Source organism: Mesorhizobium sp. M1B.F.Ca.ET.045.04.1.1 (assembly GCF_003952465.1).
Taxonomy (GTDB): Bacteria; Pseudomonadota; Alphaproteobacteria; order Rhizobiales; family Rhizobiaceae; genus Mesorhizobium; species Mesorhizobium shonense.
Genome location: NZ_CP034448.1, coordinates 3,253,814 through 3,270,476 on the forward strand (window position 1 = coordinate 3,253,814; position 16,663 = coordinate 3,270,476).

Consider the following 16,663-nt stretch of genomic DNA (forward strand, 5'->3'; position numbering starts at 1 on the left):
TCGCTACGCCGCCCTCGCCTCAGACGGCACATCCTTCATTACGCCTAACAGATTGGGCCGCTTCCGGACCGGCAGGATTTGGGACCGCTCGAGCGTAGCTCGTCTAAAGGCGAGAAAGCTCCCAAGGAGCGCCCGGTCGGGGTTGGGGAATTCGCGTCCATCGTCGTCGGCCGAAGGGCGAAGAAGCGATTGAACAGAACAGTCCGCGATGTCCACGAAACCTTGATGTTACTGGTGATGTCTCTGGAACACACCCGTGATGAAGACGGGCAATGCACAGTTCTATTGCTTGCTAAACAGACGTCTTGGACATAAGCGTGAAACGCCGGGATCGTTGATCCTCTGGCGGGTCGGATCAGGGCAAGGGTCATCGCGGGGAGGGGCTTGGTGCCAAGGCAAAAACAGTTCGCAAGGAATGCCAGGTGCGCGGCGTTGCGCCTGAGCGTGGCAATCCTCGCCACGCCGATCGTGAATGCGCTTGCCGACCAGGTCGTTGCGGACGATCAGATCGTGCAAGGCAGCCTTTGTGTGGGCTTCGATTGCGTCAATAATGAAAGCTTCGGTTTCAACACGATTGTCGTCAAGGAAAACAACACACGCATCTATTTCGACGACACGAGCACGACGGCCGGACTTCCTGCCAATGACTGGGCGCTGATAGCGAACGATTCCGCATCAGGTGGTGCTAGCTACTTCGGTATTCAGGACGCGACGTCCGGCAAGATGGTGTTTCGCGTGAATGCGGGCGCTCCGGAGAACGCGGTCTACGTCAACAGCTCGGGAAACTTGGGCCTTGGCACCTCCAATCCGGCTCTTGGACTGCAGATCACGCGAAGCGATACGCCCGCGATCCGCCTGGAGCAGACCAATGCCGGCGGCTTTTCGGCGCAGACCTGGGACATCGGCGCCAACGAGGCGAATTTCTTCGTGCGCGACATGACAGGAGGCAGCCGGCTTCCTTTGCGTATCCGGCCCGGCGCACCGACGAGCAGCCTCGATATCGCCGCGAACGGCAACGTCGGTCTCGGCACCGCTTCCCCCGACAGCAACCTGCATGTCTACGGAAGCTCCTCGGATGACACCTTCGAGACGATCGGCGTGTCCTCGGCGGCCAACAGCGATGGGTTGACGGTCGGCTATGGCGGCGCGAGTTTCGGCGTCGGAACGTCACTGATCAATGCCCATTCGGCCACCGGGTCCGGCGGTCGCCTTCTCCTTGCCACCGACGGCCTGACGCGCATGACCATCGATGGAAATGGAAACGTGGGCATCGGCACGGATACTCCGGCCGCGAGCCTCGACGTCGTGGGCACTGTTCGTTTTGCATCGCTTGCGGGCTGTTCCTCCGGCATCGGCACCAATGCCTTGGGCGACCTGACCTGCATCACCGGCGGCGGAAGCGGAAATCCCCCATATTACGATACGACTGCCACCGGCCCGCAGCCGAACGCCAGCGGAACGAATTCCACTGCCGCGGGCTCCGGCAGCAATGCCAGCGGCACGAATGCGCTGGCGGATGGCACCAACAACCATTCGCAGGGCAACAACACCACCGTCGTCGGCTCCAACAACAGTGTCACGGGCGACGATAGCGGCGCTTTCGGCGTGGGCAACACGGTCAACGGCAATGGCAGCTACGCGGTCGGCGACCCCAATGTCGTGAACGGCGACAAATCCTTCGTCTATGGCGACGACAATGCCGTCAACGCCCCGAACGTTGCCGGCAACGGCAACGGCATCCAGGTCTTCGGGTCGAACAACAGCGTCGCAAGCATGGCCAATTCATCCGGATCGCTGGTGATCGGATCGGGCAATAAGATCAACGCCACCAACGCCGTCGCGCTCGGCAATGGAACGACCGTGACCGGCGCCAACGGCATCGCCATCGGATCGGGCGCATCGTCGGCCGGCCTGAACGCGGTTGCGATTGGCACCGGCGCGAGCGCCGGCTATGCGGGTTCGGCGGCCTACGGCTCGGGTGCGGTCGCGACGAGGCAGAACGAGCAGGTCTTCGGAACGGCGAGCAACACCTATGCGATGCCCGGCTTGACGTCGGCGGCGAGTTCGTCGGCCCAAAACGGCGCGATCCAGATCCTCACCACCGATTCCAGCGGCAATCTCGCTTCGGTGACCCCGGGCGCGCTCGGCCTTTCCGATCCCGCGCAATTCAACAGTCTCAGCTCCCGCATCGACACTGTCGGCAGCCGCGCCTATTCCGGCGTCGCCATGGCGATGGCGCTGGCCGGCGCCCCGACCGTGCTTCCGGACGAGAGGTTCGTCACCACCTTGAACTGGGGCACGTTCGAGGGCGCCAACGCCTTTGCGCTCAGCGCGGGCGCCCGGCTCGGCTCGCAGCTCCAGCTGAACGGCGGCGTCGCGTTCGATCCCGGCCAGCATATGGCCGGCGGACGGCTGGGCCTGAGGATGAGCTGGTAGGAAGCGGTCCCGCCGGCGCGATATGATGATCCCGATGCGAATAGTCACAACCATCCTGGCGGGGACGCTGGTCGTGTGCGCCGCCGGACCTGGCCTTGCCCAGGCGCAGGCGCCGGCGTCGGGCAAGAAAAAGGCGGCGCCGGCCGCACCGGCCTCACCCGACTGGCCGGCAAATGCCGCGCAGTCGATCTATCTCGCCCGCAGCACGATGACGGCTCTCCAGCAGGCGGTGGAGACTGGCAACTTCACGGTGCTGAGGGATTTGGGTTCTCCAAGGTTTCGCGCGGAGAACAACGCAGGCGATCTTGCGATCAAGTTCCAGGCGCTGCGCCTGACCGGCGCGGATCTCACGGCAGTTGCCGTCATCACACCGCAACTGTCCACGCCGCCCTTTCTCGATCCCCAGAAGCAGTTGCACCTCGTCGGCCTGTTCCCAACGCAGCCGCTGGAGATCGACTTCGATCTGTCCTTCGAAAACGTCGACAACCGTTGGAAGATTTCTTCCATCGCGGTGACGACCGCTCCCGCGCCGAAGCGGCAGAATTCAGACATCAGCGACAAGGATAAGCCGGCGAAATAGTATGTTGGCGCCTTGGTCGAAGCGACCGTGAGCGGACCCACGGTCAACGAAGGTAAGCGCTGTTCCGGCAGCACCTGAAACCTTTCTTGTGCTCGGCGGCGCCTGGCATCGCGCTATAATGGCCAACCTACCTTTGTGTGGGCGAGGGTCGCATACGCTGCCAGGAGCCCAGGAGGCGCCACGGAACGTTTATGTCACCTCGAAGTTGATTTCTCAGGTCCGCGCTTTCGAAGAAGGCCGAATAGTGTCATGCCTTCCACCTCGATAAGCAAAACAGCCTATGATCCGGAGAGCAGGATCTTGTCCGTGTGGTTTGTGACAAGCGGCAAACACTACGAGTTTGAGTCTGTGCCACCGGAGACTTTTGCGGCATTCCGAGCGGCTTTCGCCAAGGGTCGCTTTTTCAACGACCACATTCGCAATCACTTCCGATATCGTCGGATTTCTGGTGATGGCGATCCCTGACAGGGAAGGGCCTTGGCCCACTTTCGGGTCCATGTCCAACGGTTCGTGGGCCGGCTATTCGTGCAAGATCACTTGGCGTAGGTTCTTGCTTCCTTGCTTGTTCGCCACTATGCCGCTTTCCATCAATCGGTCGGACCAAGTCTGAAAATGTTGGTCATCCTCGAAGCTTCTCGGCCTCGCGTTCCAGCGTCTTGCGGTCGTTACCGTGCTGCTTGATGAGTTCGCGGACCTGTTGGACTGTCAGGCCAACCTTGTTGGCGAAATGGCGGACTTCGTAATCCTCGTCCTCACGGTCGCGGAAGTCACGCTTGGTCTTGTCGTCTACCATGGCCGTTCCTCCTGATCAGAGAACCGCGGCCATGCCGGAATGTTCCAGCACGCTTTTTTCAGCGAGTGCGAACCGGACGCTTACAGCTATGCGATATTGAATTAAATTCGATTGTCGCGTTTTGGATTCGTATGCGTAAGCCTGCCGGCGGCGTCCGGCAGCGGCCACGGTCACAGAACGATCCAGACGAAGACGCTTTCAAATTAGATCGCGTTGCCCGCAAATGAGCGATGCCCCGATCATTCGCAGGCCTGACGAGAACAACGGGATCATGCTGCGCGCCATCTGCCGGTCTTTCTTGTCACCGAGGAGGACACGAAGCACACGACCATGTTCGACTGGATGATTCCGGCCGGGTTCGCCACCGTCCTCCGCGCGGGAGGAAACCTACTACGTGCTTAATGGCGAATGCATCTGGCAAGTCGGTGAAAGACGATCCGTGCGACCCCGCGCACGCCTCGCGCCAGCTAAGAGAAATGGGCTTATCGGAGCCCACGAGCAGGCCCTGTAAACTGTTGCGGGGTGTCAGACCTCATAACTTCCGCGGGCCCGCTGTCGCCGCTGGCCCCGCACTTTGTTCCATGCCGCAAAAAAGAATGCGGCGCGTGCTGCAAGTGCATCTTGGCAATCGTTGTCGCAAGCGGTCGATGCCCAGCGCGTAGGGCAAAAAAGGTTCGAGATATCCGCATAGCCCATCATCGCCCGACTTGAACTGGACGTAAATCCTCAGGTGACACTGTCGAAGCGAGGCCACCGCTTGTGGCGCTCTCGCGACCGCCAACGGGCTTGCCTAACCCGGCGACCGTGCTCATGGCCGACAAGGGCCCGCTAGATGGGCGGGGCCGTTGCCACCTTCAAAGCCGACAAGCGGCAGGCTTTATGGGATTTCGTCCACGGCATGGCCGGCGCTCCTGCGCCGAAGGGCTTGGCCGAACGGCAGAAACCCGGCCTGGTGAAGACACTGAAAGGCGAGGAGATGCTCCACCACGCCTCGCTAAAGGATTTCTGGGTACTCGCTGAGCGGTGCCGCTGTTGAGCCGCTTCGCGGCAAGGCGCCGAGGCAACCCTGTTCCTATGCCAGCCGGCCCTCTCAGCGGTTTCGATCAACTCGTCGAGGCGCCCGCCGATGCGCACGGAAAATTATGCTTCGAAATTTTGATGCAGCCGAAATCTTGACGCTCAAAAATGACAAACCCATATCGCCGTCAGGCTCGAACCGCTGTCGGTTCTCGCCTGTCCCAAAGCTGAGTTGTTCGTTCGATTTGGAGGATCTTATGAACGATCGTATCTTCGACAGCCCCGTCTATGTGAAGAGTGGAAACAGCCTCATTCAGGAGGTCGCCTGCCTCGAGGACGCTCTGGAATTCCTCTATGAATGGCCGAAACACAAACGTGGTCCAGGGTATGACACGGCATTGCGTGCTTGCCAGCGCGCCTTCGACAGCGGCTACCCGCTGACCGCGGCGCAGGAAGCCTTTTCGGGCTTTGCGAAATCGGCCAGCATCCTTGAAGAGGTGAGCGCCCCGCCACCGTGGATGACCGGCACGAACAGCAGAGGCGGCGGATTGACCGCCTGAAATCGTCGCGAAACGATGGAGGTCGCCATGGTTTCCAAGCCTTTTGAAAAGCCGATCCGTGTCTGGGTGGGTTTGGGTTTCCCGCGGCAGCTCAACACGGTCACCGATGCCTATCAGTTCTCGGTCGAATGGTGCGGCAACAGCCCCGAGCAAAAGGCTGCCATCCGCGCCTGCAAAGCGGCCCTGGTCGGAGATATCGACGCCGAGACGGCGAGAGGAGTTTTCGTCGCATTCGCGCGCAGGAAGGACATACTCGTCGAAGATGGCGAATTTCCGCATGTTGCGGGAAAGAGCCATCCTACTTACGCCTGAAACCGCTTGGAGCGCCCGGACAGTGCCCGGGCGCTCCAATCCCTCTTCCCACGAGAAGATAAGATGATGACAACCGAAACGCCGATCAGATCGCCGGCACACGAGGTCAATGCGGCGCAATACGCTGCCGTTAAGATTGATCTGTTGCCGAGACCTGCCGGCCAATTCCTAAAATTGGAACCAATCGCAAGCCGTGGCGCGGTTGCAGGATCCTTGCGCCTCGCTTCCAACGGGTGAGGTAAATGGCTCGGCCACAGTCTTAAATCTACCTGGATGTGCGGCCGGGCCGCGGGGCCTTCCCGTCTGAGGCAGCCGGCCGGTTCGTCAAGCCCAGGCTAATGTGGCAATGGGGAACTTTTGTTCGAAGCCGCTGTTGAAACAATTGGACGGCGCATCTTTTCTCCAACCTTAAGAGCGCGCCGCGTCGAGATGGACTGTCGCCTCCCTTCGGAGCTTCGGGAGATGCCGGCTTTCCTTTAGGAGGTCTCGACCAAGAGCCCGCCCGCCATAGACGCCAGGGAGCGGGCTCTTTCATTGACCTAAGCCTCTCGCCATCGTCGGGCTGTCTTACCTGCGAACGTGCCGCGCGCGGCTTGACGTCACCTCGTTGGTGCGGCAGTTCGGCCCCGATCAGCCCTGCCTTCATCGGACGTGCTGAAGATCATTTTCTGCCACGAATGCCGTGGCGCCTGCTGCAATTCACCAGTCATCCTCTGACGCCGGAACGGCGGCGCTGCCCCTGATACGGGAGCGACCCGCCCTGGAGCGGAGTAAGCCATAGGCGGGCCAACCGGGGGGCTTGGAAACGAAAAGTCGGTATCGCGTACTTTGCGGCTGATCAGTCAGCAGAATTCTTGCATCCTTGGCCGCCTCGACGAATGCTTCCCGCGCTACGCGCGGCGGCTTCTCGTTGCGCAGCACGGCAAGACAAGCAGCGAGCGCGTGACGTCTCGTCGAGGAATATGGCTGTGGCCAATCATGAAGAAGCACGTCAGCCGCGTCAGCCACCAATATGACGACACGATGCCGATCGATGATAAGCGTCGTCCCCAGGCCTCTTCCTTGAGGTCGAGCTTAGCGATGTAGGTTAAAATTCGTCCATGCCAAATTGGTCAGTTTGCAGCTTTTGACCAGTGAGGCGAAGGCCAGTGCGGTGGTGGCGACCGGGTGACGAGGAAAGATGCTGGCCTAGCAGCCTCAGGGCGGCGACATCTGCGCCCACGCCCCCGCTCAGCAGCATGAAGGAGGCGGCGAGCCTTTCGGCGTGGATAGCCGTTTCCGAACTCGCTAGTAATGTAGGATTCCAACTGCGCCCTTCATCCTTGGCATGAGTATCCCAACTGGGACCTGCCAATCGAGATGACGAGGAGCGCACGATGGATCCGCATGAAGTCGTTACCTACGAAACGTGGTTCGCCGCCCACAAGAAGCACCTTGCGAAGGAGAAGGCCTTCACGCGTTATCGCGAACGCAGCTAATAGTCTATCATTTCATGTTCCCGCCGAATGCTGACTATCGTTGCGAAGGTTGTTCATTCCTTGCCGATCACATCGATAGCGCAAACCAGCACTTGCGACACCATGACGTCAGTTTGGTGGTAGTTTCGCGAGCCCCGCTTGAAGAACTTCTTCCGTTCAAGAGACGTATGGGCTGGCAGTTCGACTGGGCCTCCTCATACGGCAGTGACTTCAACTTCGATTTTCAAGTCTCCTTCACGGACGAACAGATTGCATCCGGCAAGGCGACGTTCAATTTCGAGGAGCGCGCAACCCCATCCGGAGATCGCGGAGGAATAAGGATTCGAATTGGGGACCGCCATATCGCCGCCGAGATACATCAGCACGCCGGAGCCGACGAAGATCTTGACCACGCCACGGAACAAAAACTCGCCTCGCAAGTAAGGTTTCCATGTCATCGGGACATTGTTTGTGCGGCAGTGTGCGCTACCAAATCGCGGGCGAACTCGCAGACCCTATAGCCTGTCACTGCACGCAGTGTGCGCGCACAAGCGGCAACTTCGCAGCCATGGCGGCTTGCCGATCGGAGAATCTTAGGCTTCTGACCTCGTCGACGCTGAACTGGTATCAGTCCTCGGACAACGTCGAGCGCGGCTTCTGCTCACGCTGCGGCGGCAACCTGTTTTGGAGAGAGGCTGCCAGCACGCAAACGTTCGTCGCGGCCGGCACTCTCGACCAGCCGACGGGTCTTCGGCTCAGCAAGCACATTTTCATCGGCTCGAAATCCGATTTTTACGACCTCACCGACGGCCTACCACAGGAGGAGGAGGGGTAAAGTGTGTCGAACCGATATCCTCGAGTAGGTGCAGGAAGCCGCTGGCTTAGCCGACCGGCAATTCGTGGCTCCAGCTAGCTAAGAAATTGTGCTGGTGGACACGCTGCCGCGCGCCTTCGCGGATGTGGTGTTGCGCCATGGTGATTTCGTCAGCGAAGCGCATTTTCATAACGCAACTCCGGCAATGCCGGCACTCGCGGTCAGCCGCGAACGAATAGGGCCTCCCGCCAAACTACCTGCGCCTTCCGTGATGGCTGCGCCATCTCTCATTTTTGGCAGCGCCTCTTTGGCTGCTTTGCCGCTCATTCCCGCAACCCGAGCCGCTTTGCTATCCTACCGGTCCGGCCCGCTCTTGTTTCATGCCCGGACCTGTTGAAGGAACGACTGTCCGTTTTTCGGCGTTGTCGGCCATGGGGCTAAATGACTTCATCTGCATGGCGCAACAGCACGTTCGACATGGCGAGCGGCAGATCACGCGCCAGCACAATCTGATAGCCCGACTCAGAACCAAGAATCTTCCAACGATGGACGCGTTGAGGTTCCTGCGCCTATTGGAAGAGCTTCAGGCAGTGCAGCGGCAAGTCCTTTCGCAGTTGCTGTGGAAATCAGCCAATTCACAGTCGGACTCAAACCCTTTGAGCTGGGAGGCGCCGGGCACGGAGGGTTTGAACGACTGGATTTCTATTCCCGATCGCATCTTTCAGCTTGCTCTCGAATTACAGGAAAAGCTCAAAGAGAGGGAAGCCGAGTGGTCTATAGTCGAACCTATGAACGACAAACGACACTAACCGCCTGCTCTTCCGCCAGACCACCCGCTTCTCCCTGCGGATGTCGTTCAGGCGGCCGAAGTGGATCGTGACAGGTATGCAACAGCTAGGCAGCCTTCATGCCGCAGGGTTGTCAGCGCGCGTGCCGAGATGCTTTCAAGTCGATTTGTTCTTAACAGACGGCTCGGTATCGGAGAGTTTTCGGCGCACCGCCTCATCGGTTGTGTCGGCGGCGGACTTGACGACATCACCGACTTTATCGGCTAGCGTGCCTTCGCTCGAGGCTTGCCGCCCGGCTTCTTCGCTGGCTGTCTGATAGACTTCGGCTGCAACCTGCTTTGCCTGATCGACGCCCTCTTCAAGTGCGTCTTCGGCCTTGTCCCGAAGCTGTTCGCGGTAGCCACCCAATTGCTCGTCCTCGATTTGCGTGCGAGGCAGCATCGCGCCGATCGCGGCACCGACTGCGAGGCCGACAGCCGCCACCGCGAGGGGTTGATCCTCCAGCAACTGTTGCGTGGAACGGCTGGCTCTCGTTACCATGTCGGCCGTGGCTGCCGCCGAGTTCGTGAGCGTCTCCGCTGCGCCGTGTGCCATGTCGGACACCGTATCGGTTGCGCCGCTGGCCATGGCCGAGACATTTCCTGCTGCCCCGCCGGCCATCTGAGCGACCGAGGCCGCTGTGTCCGAAGTCATGGCAGCGAATTCAGTGCCGGTCGCGTCATCATCGCGACGGGCCACGTGGCCGGGAGCAGCGGTTGCCGCGGTAGCGCCGCTGCCCAGCATGAGCCATGCAATGCCGGCCCCGATCACGGTCAGCGGCAAGGGGTTTTCCCGCACCTGGGTCTTCAGGTTGTGAAGCATCTCGGAGCCCGCACCACCACTGAAAAGGCCGGTGAACTCATCGAACAACTGGCCAGGGGTCATCTTGCCTCGGATGGAATCGGCCGTTGCGATCACCCTTGCCCGCGTGGCCTCGGCCTCGCGTTCGAGTTCGGCTGCGGATTTGTCGGTCATCTCGCTTGTTCCTTGATCACGTTCGCGTCGCGCTTCAGCTGCTCCTGCGTGCGGTCCGGCGCCAGTTCCGAAGGCGCCATGCTTGCCATGCCCGTACGCAACAGGACGACGCCCAGCACGGCCACGACCACTCCGACTAGCAAAGCGGACCATCCGGCGCCCAGCCCCAAGCGCGCCAAGGCAATGACGAGCGCCTGCAGCAGGACCAGCAGAGCGGCGAGCAGGCATATCGCACCGCCCAGAACCTCGACTGCGCCGGCTTCGGCCTTGGTCACGCTCTCCGATATCTCCGCCCGCAGGAGCCTGGCCTCCGTCTGAACCAACGTACTCACCTGCTGCGCCAGATCAGCTAACAGAGTGCCGAGGCTTGGATTGTCCTGAGTATTCATCTTTCCAGCTCCGCTGCCTGTCCGGGAACGCCGCCGTCGGAGCCCCAATTGGGCGCCGCGTTGTCCCGGGACTCGCTTGTTCTCACACCGGTTTGTCGGCCCAATCCGGCCGCAGCCTGCCCTTCCGGCGGGGAAGCCTTCATGAACCTTGCGAGCGCGAGTCCCGCCAAGACTGAACCGGCAACCAGTGTGCCCGGATGCTGGCGACCGAAGGACTGAACGTCCTCAAGTACCTGCCCGAACGGTTTCTCCTTCAGCGAGGACGACAGCCTTTCCAGGCCGCCCGCCGCATCCAGCATGAATTTCGACGCCGCGTTTTGGTCGGTGTTGGCCAGATGGTCGCTTGCAGCGCGCAAGGCGCCGCCGAGTGCCGCCAGGCTCGATCCGATGTCGCGCTGCGTTTCCTCAGCTCTTTCGGACAGGGCCTCCTGTGCTTCCGACGCATAAACACCTGCCCTTTGCGCAATTTCGTCGCGCGCATCGTGGAGCGCATCGGCGGCACTTTGTGCCTCTTGCCGAACCCGATCGGAAACCTCGCTCTTGGCCTTGCTGAAGTCGGCGGGCCTGCGGCCCTGATCATTCTCGCGCTGCATGGCGCCCTCCTAATGAAAGCCGAGGAAGGAGAGAATCGCGAGCACAATCACGATGAGACCGATGAGATAGATGACACTGTTCATGGCGTAGGATCCTCCTTACCAGTCCGAACTTCGCGCCGGCTGGGATGTTCCCTTGGATGAGCAGCTTTTTAGTAAGTGGCTATTTACCTTTCGGCTGCGCCCTCAAAGCCTCAAGCGCTTCATCCGGGCAAAGCAGCCTCGGGCGTGCCGGATCGGAAATATCGAGCTTGTCCCATGGTATGCGGTAGAGGCCGTCGCGGCGGCGCAGCGCGAAGAAATCGAGCAGCGCAGTGCCTATGGTCGAGGCGGACAGGCGTTCGAAAGCGGCAAAGATACCGACATGGAATTCAGTGACGACGAGGTCGTCGCCGTCCTGCTCGGCTATGATCTCCTCGACATAGCCGATGCTCTTGCCGCGCTCCGAGAACACGCGCCGGCCAGTCAGATGCTCGAGATTCACATTTGCCATCGTCAGGCTCCCGGGATCCAGCCGACAACGTGATCGCGCAGCCAAACCTGCCAGGCCAAGATTTTGGTCCGCCGCACGTCCAAATCGAATTCGATGTCGACACCGATGTCGCGCACCTTGTTCCACGCGATGCGATGTGGCCTGGCCTGCCGGTTTCCACGCAGCCGGGCCGTAAGCCTTGCCGTCCACCGCCCGGGACGCTGACCCAGGCGGCGTGCGAGCGCGATCGAGCCAAGTTCGACGGCAACGACCCTCGGCGGCTTGCCCTGCCTCAGCTCGGCGACTAAGCCGTCCACCCTGCCGATCTTGACCTGCTCGCGGTCGACGACCTGCTTGTCCAGGATATCCCGCAGCAACTGCATCACGTGCCTCCAAATATCTGTAGGGGAACGGTCACCACCGCCAGCACGAAGCCGAGCGCGATGATGAAGATCACGGCGGCGTTCGAAGCGAGGCCATTGCGGTGCTCACCGACATAACGATGGTCATTGAGCAGGAAGAGAAACGGGACGACGGTCAGCGGCAGACTGGCCGCGGTCAGCGCCATCGAAAAGATGGTGAGCTTTAACGGATCGAGGCCAAGCGCTATCGGAATTGCAGCAAGAAATAGCGTTACGGTGTAGACGAGGCTGAAACCGGGATCATCGCGCGGCCTGAGATTTTCGCCCCACGTCCAGCCGAATCCCTGCGCCACGAGATACGCCTGCTGCAGCGCTATCTCGAGCGCAGCGCCGAAGCAGGCAATGGCCAGCGAAGCAGTGAAAAGGACAAAACCCCAGAACCCGAATATGGCGATCAGCATCAGCGGGAGTTGATTGTAGTCATTTACCTGATTCACGCCATGCGCGCCGAGCACAACCGCCGCCACGATCAGAACAGCGATGGAGATCGTTCCACCGAAAGTCATTCCGAGACCGGCAATGACCCGATTGGCGCCGAGATAGCTCTTGTCCCACTGATCCTCGATCGCTCCTGAGGAATAGAACATGAAAAGGTAGGGCGATATGGAAGCGCCAAGAATGCTGACGGCCATGAACCAATAGTTTGCCGGATCGTGGTGCGGCAAGGTGGGAAAAGCACCGAAGGCAACCTGTTTCCAGTCCGGCTGGAGCATCACCGCCCCGACCACGAAACAGAGCGTGACCAGGCCCAGGATCGATACCCCCTTCTCGATGAGGCCGAATGTGCCTCTCCACAACAGCAGCCAGGCGAGGAAGGCCACCGGCAGCGCCCACCACTGATAGCTGATCCCCGTGGCAAGCTCGGCGGCGATGGCAGCCCCACCTATCTCGGCGGAAAGCACCATGAAGTTGATCAACAAGACTGCCAGCAGTGGCCAAAGGAATGCATTGAAGCCAAACCTTTCCCGGATACCGTCGGTGATGGTGTGGTGGCTCACGGCGGCGAAGCGACCGGCCATCTCGACCAGGAAGATGATGCAGATGGTGCCGAGCACGATCGCCCAGATGAGCTGGAAACCGAACAATGCTCCGGCCTGCGCCGCCGTCGCCATCGAACCGACCTCCAGGAAGCCGCCAACGCTGGTCACCACGCCCAAGGAAATTTCCAGCAGCTTCTTCATCGTTGCGGCGCGAAATAGTCGCGATAGGCCGTGGCGAGATCCGCTTGCGCGGCGCTAAGCTCGTCGCGCGCCTGGCTGGCCTGCGCGTGCTCCGCGGCCTCGACCGCGCTCTTGGCGCGCCTTGCCGCATTCGACAGTCGGCTGACCGCCGCCTTTAGCCTATCTCTGTTCGCAGGATTGGACGGGGAGGCCGACTTCACCCGCCGGCCGGCATCGGCGATCGTCTCGGCGAAGGATTGCAAGGCAGCCGATGCGTAGTGGGATGGCGCAGCATCGGAAAGCCAGGCATCGGTCACCAGCACTGCCGCCTTCCCGGTCGAGGCCGCAAGTTTCGATTGCTGTTCGACGGTTTCCGACGAGGAGCAGGAGGCAAGCGCCAGCGCAAGCACCTGCAGGAAAAGGCGACTCCGCCAAGCAACGCTGCGCAATATCTTCCCCTCGCTGCCGCTTCGAACATCAAGATAAAGCGGCGCCGGTCGGAAGGTTCCGCACCAGGCCAGCACGGCAGTATGAGTTAGCCATTCCCGGCGCGCGGCCGCTTATCGGCCGCTCAACCTCGCGTCGCCGACGCTCGAAAGAGCGGCGATCTTGTCGATCATGGCAATCACCGCCTGTGGGGCCGTCTGATGCACCATATGCCCGGCATCGGGGACGATATCGACCATCGAGTTCCCAAGCTCCGCGTGCAGCCGTAACGCCTCGGCCGGCGCGTCGAAGAGCTGATCGCTGGCGCCTGCGATGATCCCAACAGGAACGCAAATGTCAGCGTGCCGAGACCTCGCAAACGCCGCTGCGACCCACATCAGGAACGACTCCGCCGCGATGGACCGCAATTGCGATGGCCGGCACGCCAACTCCCTCGTCGCTGCCGCGAATGCCGAAGAGATCGCGGCGGGGCCAAATATCTTTCGCATTGACCAGCCCCAGCCAAGTCCGACCAGCGGCGGCAGCAAGGTATGGCGGAACACGGTTCCGATCAAAGGCAAGGCTGGCAATGCCGACAGCGCGAGTTCGAACCTCGGCGACGGATAGTGGTAGCCTGAAACGAGCACGACACCGGCAACGGATCCAGGGCAACGGCGCGCCATCTCGAGCGCTACCGCGGCTCCCCATGAGTGGCCAAGAGCGATGTAGCGTCCCAGCCCGAGTTTCGCGGCGGCGGCATCGATCAGGTCGGCCTGGGCGGCGGCCGACCAGATCCTGCCGATCGGGCGCGAGCTCCTGCCGAAGCCTGGTCTGTCAAAAGCCAGAACACGATAATGCGGAGCCGTCTTGTCAAAGATGCCGCTCGTCATGAAGTCTTCGGCCGAAGCGCCGTTGCCATGCAACAGCAACAGCGGCATGCCCTCGCCCCCCTCGATAACGTGCAGCCGCACTCCCCGGACTTCGACGAACCGTCCGAACCGGCACCCGCGCAAAGCCCAGCGCGCCTGCAGTCCATTGTAGAGGGCGAGCCCTGCCGCTCCCGCAGCCAGGAGGAAGATTACGCCGTTGAGCGTTGCGATGTATCCAAGCTGACCCATGGCCTTTGACCGAAACGGAAGTGGACCGAGACGGTGGCTGTCCAAAGCACGACTTCTTCAGGCCGAATCTTTCTGAGGCAGCTTTGTCTGTTCGCGAAGCGCTTTGACTATTGCCGTCTGGGCGAGGCGATGCCTCAGTAATGTATCACGCCAGACGCCTTCGTCCGCATGCGAGATTTCAGAAAGATCGAAACTCCCCGCGCAAGCCAGGAACGATCGAGTCCGGGTGCCGTTACCCACAAAAGCGCAGGAGTAAGCGATGACTGGACGGAAAACCCACGATCAGCAAACGCGCGTCATCGAAGAGCGTGAGAACACGAAGAACGCGCCGAAGGAATTCGATGCCAAGGCGGAGCTGAAGCGCTCGATTGCCGAACGCGAGGCTCGGCGGAAGGGCTCGAATCTGAGGAGCGGGGCCCCTAACCTCGTCGACCCAGACGACCGCAACATCCTTCGCGGCAAAAATCAGGAAAGTGAGCACAACAAGCATCGGGGTTCCAAGTAGGACCGCCTCTCACTCTAGGCGCGTGCGGTCGTGTCTTCGCTGGCGGCCTTGGCTTTCGCACACTTATCTCTGAATTCTTGAACCTCACCTTCCGTGAGATGTTCGATACCGATGAAGGCGTTTTTCGCGCGGCCTGAGCGGATGAGCTCATCGAGCTTGGCCTGTATGGCCGCACCGTCGCGATTCTGGGTATTTTGAATCAGGAAAACCATTAGGAAGGTAACGATGGTGGTTCCCGTGTTGATGACCAGCTGCCAGGTCTGGGAGTATTTGAAAATCGGGCCAGCAATGGCCCAGAGGACCACCGAAATCAGGCACAAAGCGAAAGCCCATGCATGTCCTGCGGCGTGGGCGACAATTTCCGCGAGCCGATTGAATGCTTTTTCCATGTTGAACTCCGAGCAGGGCTTGCCTTTTTGCGAAAGGCATTGAGGCGGCAAAGAGATGAACGCCGCGCCGGCGGGCGAGTTTCTGCGCCCCAAGTGAGCAATGGGAACTTTCGTCTCTGGCAGGGCTTAGGAGGGCGACACTGGGCCAGAGTGGACGATGCCGCATTACGAGAAGCTGCCAACGATGAATGGCGAACATATAAGGGTCGTCGTGGAGACACCGCGCGGAGCTGCGGCCAAGTTCTCCTACCATCCCGAAACCGGCGTCTTCGAATTCACCCGCCCGCTGCCGATTGGAAATACTTATCCCTATGATTGGGGCTTCATACCGTCCACACGCGGCGAAGACGGTGACCCGTTGGATGGCCTCGTCATCCATCAGGCGGTGTCCTCGCCAGGCATTGTCATCAATTGCGACCTGCTTGGCGCGCTGCGCGTCAAGCAAAAGGATGCCGAAGGTTCGCAGTTCTACAACGACCGTTATATCTTTCGTCCTCATAAGCAAGATTCACCCGACAAGCCGGGTTTGATGGATTGCGTGCCCGATGAACTGCGCCGCGAGATCGAGCAGTTCTTTGTGTCGTCGGTGCTGGGCACCAGCAAGAAGATCAAGCTGAAAGGCTGGCGCGACGCCAGGAGGGCGGCCGCTCTGCTGAAGAAGGGAATGGAGCGATTCGCGAGGACACAAAAGCCGGCACGCTGATCGCAGTCTTGCCGGGCGATAGATGGCTATCCGTTGATTGCGGCCTCGGTCGGGAGACCGGGGCCGCATCGTCAAGCTAGCCTTTCGGCTTATGAACCGAGGGTATGTCAGGCGCCTCACGCGGCCGCCTGCAAAGCCCGCTCGTTCGCACCGCTTTCACCGAGTTTGGTAAGTGTCTCGTCGGTGGCGGATTCTTCCTTGAGCGTTTCGCGCAGCAAGGGCAGGGCGTCTTTCAGGCCCAGTTGCTCCGCCCAGGCGATCAGCGTGCCGTAACGAGCTATCTCATAGTGCTCGACCGACTGGGCGGCGGCCACAAGGCCCGCATCGAGCGCGGGCTCGTCCTTGTATTCCTCAAGGATTTCCGAACCTTCTTCGATGATGCCGTCGATCGCGGGACAGGTCTTGCCTCGTGCCGGCTTACCCAACATTTCGAAAACCTGTTCAAGCCGGTCGACCTGGCCTTCCGTCTCCATGCGATGCTTTTCGAAAGCCGCGCTCACCTCCTCCGACTGCGCCGCCTTGGCCATCTTCGGCAGCGTCTTCAGAATTTTCTTCTCCGCGTAGTAGATGTCCTTCAGGCCATCCACGAACAGGCTTTCCAGCCCGTTCGCCGCGCCGGACGAACTTTTCTTCGCCATCAATATCTCCTTCGGTTGTGTCTGCTGTTCCAGCGGAACGCCGCCGACCCATTGCTCCAACAAGATGCTAGGAAGCG

General features: G+C 60.6%; 24 protein-coding genes and 1 pseudogene. 11 read left to right on the forward strand and 14 right to left on the reverse strand.

Translation table 11 applies throughout. The annotated features are described in order from the left end of the window. Window positions 1-387 precede the first annotated feature (387 nt). The 3 genes from EJ071_RS15785 (at window position 388) to EJ071_RS15795 (ending at window position 3,481) form a co-directional block, all read left to right on the forward strand. Window positions 388-2,436, forward strand: coding sequence for a hypothetical protein (locus EJ071_RS15785; protein WP_126098671.1), 2,049 nt, complete (start codon window positions 388-390; stop codon window positions 2,434-2,436). A gap of 34 nt (window positions 2,437-2,470) precedes the next feature. Further along, complete coding sequence (locus EJ071_RS15790) at window positions 2,471-3,016, forward strand: hypothetical protein (RefSeq protein WP_126098672.1); 546 nt, start codon at window positions 2,471-2,473, stop codon at window positions 3,014-3,016. A 249-nt stretch (window positions 3,017-3,265) separates the two neighbouring features. Next, window positions 3,266-3,481 (forward strand): KTSC domain-containing protein, encoded by a 216-nt coding sequence (locus EJ071_RS15795; RefSeq protein WP_126098673.1) that lies wholly within the window; start codon window positions 3,266-3,268, stop codon window positions 3,479-3,481. Between the two features lie 154 nt (window positions 3,482-3,635). On the opposite strand, the gene EJ071_RS15800 is transcribed toward EJ071_RS15795, so the two are convergent. Next, complete coding sequence (locus tag EJ071_RS15800) at window positions 3,636-3,809, reverse strand: DUF3606 domain-containing protein (protein ID WP_126098674.1); 174 nt, start codon at window positions 3,807-3,809, stop codon at window positions 3,636-3,638. A gap of 832 nt (window positions 3,810-4,641) precedes the next feature. Here EJ071_RS15800 and EJ071_RS15810 point away from each other — a divergent pair. From EJ071_RS15810 to EJ071_RS15820, 3 genes are all read left to right on the forward strand, one after another. Then, window positions 4,642-4,845, forward strand: coding sequence for a hypothetical protein (locus EJ071_RS15810; RefSeq protein ID WP_189521491.1), 204 nt, complete (start codon window positions 4,642-4,644; stop codon window positions 4,843-4,845). 238 nt (window positions 4,846-5,083) lie between these two features. Continuing rightward, complete coding sequence (locus EJ071_RS15815; protein ID WP_126098675.1) at window positions 5,084-5,386, forward strand: DUF982 domain-containing protein; 303 nt, start codon at window positions 5,084-5,086, stop codon at window positions 5,384-5,386. A 27-nt stretch (window positions 5,387-5,413) separates the two neighbouring features. After that, a complete protein-coding gene (locus EJ071_RS15820) occupies window positions 5,414-5,698 on the forward strand; it encodes a DUF982 domain-containing protein (RefSeq protein ID WP_126098676.1) in 285 nt (94 codons plus the stop codon). 699 nt (window positions 5,699-6,397) lie between these two features. On the opposite strand, the gene EJ071_RS15825 is transcribed toward EJ071_RS15820, so the two are convergent. Next, on the reverse strand, window positions 6,398-6,706 hold the full coding sequence (locus EJ071_RS15825) for a DUF982 domain-containing protein (RefSeq protein WP_348628146.1): 309 nt from the start codon (window positions 6,704-6,706) through the stop codon (window positions 6,398-6,400). Window positions 6,707-7,074: 368 nt separating this feature from the next. Here EJ071_RS15825 and EJ071_RS39485 point away from each other — a divergent pair. Next, window positions 7,075-7,463 (forward strand): annotated as a pseudogene (locus tag EJ071_RS39485) (DUF899 family protein); the annotation flags it as partial. Here the strand turns inward: EJ071_RS39485 and EJ071_RS39490 are convergent. Beyond that, entirely contained in the window at window positions 7,371-7,595 is a 225-nt protein-coding gene (locus EJ071_RS39490; RefSeq protein WP_245460404.1) for a hypothetical protein, read from the reverse strand. The pseudogene EJ071_RS39485 and the gene EJ071_RS39490 sit on opposite strands and share 93 nt — an antisense overlap. A gap of 41 nt (window positions 7,596-7,636) precedes the next feature. Between EJ071_RS39490 and EJ071_RS15835 the strand changes: the two genes are divergently transcribed. Then, entirely contained in the window at window positions 7,637-7,990 is a 354-nt protein-coding gene (locus EJ071_RS15835) for a GFA family protein (RefSeq protein ID WP_245460261.1), read from the forward strand. 46 nt (window positions 7,991-8,036) lie between these two features. On the opposite strand, the gene EJ071_RS40050 is transcribed toward EJ071_RS15835, so the two are convergent. Beyond that, a complete protein-coding gene (locus EJ071_RS40050; RefSeq protein ID WP_281058917.1) occupies window positions 8,037-8,159 on the reverse strand; it encodes a hypothetical protein in 123 nt (40 codons plus the stop codon). Between the two features lie 190 nt (window positions 8,160-8,349). Between EJ071_RS40050 and EJ071_RS15840 the strand changes: the two genes are divergently transcribed. Beyond that, window positions 8,350-8,778 (forward strand): hypothetical protein, encoded by a 429-nt coding sequence (locus EJ071_RS15840; protein WP_126098678.1) that lies wholly within the window; start codon window positions 8,350-8,352, stop codon window positions 8,776-8,778. Between the two features lie 135 nt (window positions 8,779-8,913). Here EJ071_RS15840 and EJ071_RS15845 read toward each other — a convergent pair whose 3' ends face one another. The 8 genes from EJ071_RS15845 to EJ071_RS15880 form a co-directional block, all read right to left on the reverse strand. Beyond that, the gene (locus EJ071_RS15845) at window positions 8,914-9,771 is read right to left on the reverse strand and encodes a DUF3618 domain-containing protein (RefSeq protein WP_126098679.1); all 858 of its coding nucleotides are present in this window, start codon (window positions 9,769-9,771) and stop codon (window positions 8,914-8,916) included. Next, a complete protein-coding gene (locus tag EJ071_RS15850) occupies window positions 9,768-10,160 on the reverse strand; it encodes a phage holin family protein (RefSeq protein WP_126098680.1) in 393 nt (130 codons plus the stop codon). The genes EJ071_RS15845 and EJ071_RS15850 overlap by 4 nt, the downstream gene beginning before the upstream one ends. Continuing rightward, window positions 10,157-10,753: a hypothetical protein gene (locus EJ071_RS15855; RefSeq protein WP_245460262.1), complete on the reverse strand. Its 597-nt coding sequence runs from the start codon at window positions 10,751-10,753 to the stop codon at window positions 10,157-10,159. The genes EJ071_RS15850 and EJ071_RS15855 overlap by 4 nt, the downstream gene beginning before the upstream one ends. A 163-nt stretch (window positions 10,754-10,916) precedes the next feature. Next, window positions 10,917-11,246, reverse strand: coding sequence for a hypothetical protein (locus EJ071_RS15860; RefSeq protein ID WP_126098681.1), 330 nt, complete (start codon window positions 11,244-11,246; stop codon window positions 10,917-10,919). A gap of 2 nt (window positions 11,247-11,248) precedes the next feature. Next, a complete protein-coding gene (locus EJ071_RS15865; protein WP_126098682.1) occupies window positions 11,249-11,608 on the reverse strand; it encodes a hypothetical protein in 360 nt (119 codons plus the stop codon). Next, complete coding sequence (locus EJ071_RS15870; RefSeq protein ID WP_126098683.1) at window positions 11,608-12,828, reverse strand: divalent metal cation transporter; 1,221 nt, start codon at window positions 12,826-12,828, stop codon at window positions 11,608-11,610. Before EJ071_RS15870 ends, EJ071_RS15865 begins: the two co-directional genes overlap by 1 nt. Next, on the reverse strand, window positions 12,825-13,256 hold the full coding sequence (locus EJ071_RS15875) for a hypothetical protein (RefSeq protein ID WP_126098684.1): 432 nt from the start codon (window positions 13,254-13,256) through the stop codon (window positions 12,825-12,827). Before EJ071_RS15875 ends, EJ071_RS15870 begins: the two co-directional genes overlap by 4 nt. 111 nt (window positions 13,257-13,367) lie before the next feature. Further along, window positions 13,368-14,396 carry an alpha/beta hydrolase gene (locus EJ071_RS15880; protein WP_245460263.1) on the reverse strand — a complete coding sequence of 343 codons (1,029 nt, stop codon included), beginning with the start codon at window positions 14,394-14,396 and terminating at the stop codon, window positions 13,368-13,370. 214 nt (window positions 14,397-14,610) lie between these two features. Between EJ071_RS15880 and EJ071_RS15885 the strand changes: the two genes are divergently transcribed. Then, entirely contained in the window at window positions 14,611-14,856 is a 246-nt protein-coding gene (locus EJ071_RS15885; protein ID WP_126098685.1) for a hypothetical protein, read from the forward strand. Window positions 14,857-14,870: 14 nt separating this feature from the next. Here EJ071_RS15885 and EJ071_RS15890 read toward each other — a convergent pair whose 3' ends face one another. Beyond that, window positions 14,871-15,245 (reverse strand): low affinity iron permease family protein, encoded by a 375-nt coding sequence (locus EJ071_RS15890; protein WP_126098686.1) that lies wholly within the window; start codon window positions 15,243-15,245, stop codon window positions 14,871-14,873. Between the two features lie 157 nt (window positions 15,246-15,402). Between EJ071_RS15890 and EJ071_RS15895 the strand changes: the two genes are divergently transcribed. After that, complete coding sequence (locus tag EJ071_RS15895; RefSeq protein WP_126098687.1) at window positions 15,403-15,948, forward strand: inorganic diphosphatase; 546 nt, start codon at window positions 15,403-15,405, stop codon at window positions 15,946-15,948. 116 nt (window positions 15,949-16,064) lie between these two features. On the opposite strand, the gene EJ071_RS15900 is transcribed toward EJ071_RS15895, so the two are convergent. Next, window positions 16,065-16,586 carry a ferritin-like domain-containing protein gene (locus EJ071_RS15900; RefSeq protein ID WP_189521492.1) on the reverse strand — a complete coding sequence of 174 codons (522 nt, stop codon included), beginning with the start codon at window positions 16,584-16,586 and terminating at the stop codon, window positions 16,065-16,067. Window positions 16,587-16,663 lie beyond the last annotated feature (77 nt).